Origin of the sequence: Nocardia farcinica, from assembly GCF_029867845.1 — a bacterium.
Taxonomy (GTDB): Bacteria; Actinomycetota; Actinomycetes; order Mycobacteriales; family Mycobacteriaceae; genus Nocardia; species Nocardia farcinica_A.
Genome location: NZ_JARWRU010000763.1, coordinates 1 through 3,093, shown reverse-complemented (window position 1 = coordinate 3,093; position 3,093 = coordinate 1). Strand labels below are relative to the sequence as shown.

The window sequence follows — 3,093 nt, the reverse complement described above, 5'->3', positions numbered from 1 at the left end:
CTGCACCGGCAGCGGCGGCCAGGCAGGCGCCGCGCCGGCGCGGCGGGTGGCGTAGGCGGGCAACACGTCCCGGGGGTGCGGGGCGACCGCCCCGCCGACGCCGGCGAGGTGGGGCAGCGAGACCACCAGCACGTGGGTCTGTTCGTCCACCCGCAGCAGGGTGAACCGCACCGGCGGGCGGGCGGTGACGTCGAAGGAGCGGGCCGCCAGCGCGCGGATCCTGGCGGGCAGCGCGTCCTCGGCGACCTCGGCGATCTCCAGCGCCACATCGGCCTCGGCCGGATCGCACACCTGCTGGTGGGCGACGCCGTCGACGGCCGGGTAGCGGGTGCGCAGCACCTCGTGCCGGGTGACCAGGTCGGTCACGGCGGCGGCCAGCGCCGCCTCGTCGAGCGGGCCGGTGATGCGCAGCGCGGTGGTGAGGTTGTTGGCGCGCGAGTCGGCGTCGAAACGGTTGAGGAACCACATGCGCTGCTGGGCGTAGGACAGCGGGATGTGGCGGGGGCGCGGGCGGGCCAGCAGCGGGACCCGGCCGCCGGAACCGGCCAGCGGGGCCAGCGCCGCGGCCAGGCCGGCGACCGTGGCGGTCTCGAAGACCAGGCGCACCGGCACGGTGGTGTCGAGGGCCGCGCCGAGGCGGGCCACCAGCCGGGTGGCGATCAGGGAGTTGCCGCCGAGGTCGAAGAAGTCGTCGTCCAGGCCGACACCGGGGGTGGCGTCGATGCCGAGCACCTCGGCGAAGACCGCGGCCACCGTGCGTTCGACGGCGGTGACCGGGGCGCGGAACTCGCCGGTGGTGAAGCGCGGCGCGGGCAGGGCCTTGCGGTCCAGTTTGCCGTTCGGGGTGAGCGGCAGGGCGTCGATCACCGTGACCGCCGCGGGCACCATGTGCGCGGCCAGCCGGGTGCGCAGGTGGGCGCGCAGCTCGGCGGGGTCGAGCGGGGCCGGGTCCGCGCCTTCGGACCTGGGCACCACGTAGGCGGCGAGCTGGTCGCCGCGGGCGTCGTCGGCGTGCACCACCACGACCGCGTGCGCCACGGCGGGGTGCGCGGCCAGGGCCGCCTCGATCTCGCCGAGTTCGACGCGGAAGCCGCGGATCTTGACCTGGGCGTCGTTGCGGCCCAGGTATTCCAGTTCGGCGCCGTCGGATTCGAGGGTCCAGCGCACCAGGTCGCCGGTGCGGTACATGCGCAGGCCAGGCGCCCACGGGCAGGCGACGAACCGTTCGGCGGTGGTGGCGCGCCTGCCGTGGTAGCCGCGGGCGAGCTGGTCGCCCGCCACGTACAGCTCGCCTGCCACGCCGACCGGCACCGGCCGCAGCCGCGCGTCGAGCACCCACTGACGCACCCCGCGCAACGGCGCGCCGATGGTGACCCGTGCGCCCGGCCGGGCCGGGCCGCTGATGTCGACGGCGACGGTGGCCTCGGTGGGGCCGTAGGCGTTGACGAGCCTGCGGCCTGCCTCGGCCCAGCGGCGCACCAGTTCCGGCGGGCACGCCTCGCCGCCCGCGACGAGGACCCGCAGGTCGGGCACGTCGGCGGGGTCGATGGACATGGCCCCCGATGGCGTCATGATCGAGTGCGTGACGCGGTGGCGGCGCAGGAAGGCCACCAGTTCCGCGCCGAAGCGGGCCTCCTCCGGCGCGACCACGAGGGTGGCCGCCGAGTCGAAGGCCATCAGCATCTCGGAGACGGTGATGTCGAACGACGGCGAGCCGACGTGCAGCACCCGCGCCGAGGCGTCGACCGGGTAGCGGGCGGTCTGCTCGGCGGCGAATCCGGCCACGCCCGCCTGGGTGACCAGCACCCCCTTGGGCAGGCCGGTGGAGCCGGAGGTGTAGATGACATAGGCGAGGTTGCCCGGCCGCAGCGGCCTGACCCGTTCGCTGTCGCGCACCGGTTCGGCGGCGAATCCGGCGCAGCGCATGCCGAATTCGACGTCGTCGAGCACCAGCCACGGCACGTCGGGGCCGATGCCGGGCAGTCCGTCGCGGATCGCCGCGAGCGTGAGGCCCAGTGCCGCACCGCAATCGCGCACCATGTGCTCGATCCGCTCGGCCGGGTAGGTGGGGTCGACGGGCACCCAGGCCGCGCCCGCCTTGGCGATCGCCCAGACGGCGGTGACGAAGGCGGGCGAGCGCGGCACGGCGAGGGCGACCACGTCATCGGGGCCGATGCCACGCTCGATCAGTGCCCTGGCCAGCCGGGAGGACACGACGTCGAGCTCGCGATAGGTCATGCTCCGGTCGTCGGCGCAGATCGCCACGCGCGCGGGCGCGGCGGCGGCCGCGGCGGCGAACAGGTCGGGCAGCAGGGTGTGCGCCGCGGCGGGTTCCTCGCCCCTGGTGGTGAGGGCGCGCTGCTCGTCGGGGCCGAGCAGGGCCAGCTCGTCGACGCGGGCGGCGGGGTCGGCGACGGCGGCGTCGAGCAGGCGGACCAGCCGATCGGCGAGGGAGGCGATGGTGTCGGCGTCGAAAAGCGCCGTGGCGTACGTGAATTCCGCGGTGATCCCCGCCGGTGCCGATCCTTCCCCGAGATCGGCACCGGCGAAGAGCTCGGTGACCTCGATCGACAGATCGAACTTGGTCACTCCGGTGTTCACCGTACTCGTTCGCACCGAAACCTCGGGGAGGTCGAGGCTCATGTCGCCGATTACCGCTGCGGACAACGCGATTTGGAAGATCGGGTGCCAGGACTGCGAGCGCGTCGGCCGCAGCGCGTCGACCAGTTGCTCGAAGGGCACGTCGGCATGGGAGAAGGCGGCGAGGTCGCGCTCGCGCACCGTGCGCAGCAGTTCGCGGAAACTCGCCCGGCCGTCGACCGGAGTGCGCAGCGGCAGCGTGTTGACGAACATGCCGACCAGTGCTTCCAGACCGGCGGCGTCGCGGCCGCCGATGGGCGCGCCGATCACCACGTCCTCGGCGCCGGTGAGCCGGGCCAGCAGCGCCGCCAGCGCGGCGTGCAGGACCATGAAGGTCGACACGCCTTCGGCGCGGGCCAGTTCGGCCACCAGCGCGTGCGAGCGCGCCGGGATCTCGACGCGGTGGGTGGCGGCCCCCCCCCCCCGGGCGGGCGGGGGGGGGGGGGGGGGGGG

Annotated in this window: 1 protein-coding gene; it reads right to left on the bottom strand. The window is 75.0% G+C overall.

From position 1 onward, the window contains the following. A partial coding sequence (locus QH283_RS16715) for an amino acid adenylation domain-containing protein (RefSeq protein WP_280503913.1) occupies positions 1 to 3,093 on the bottom strand: 3,093 nt, incomplete at both ends.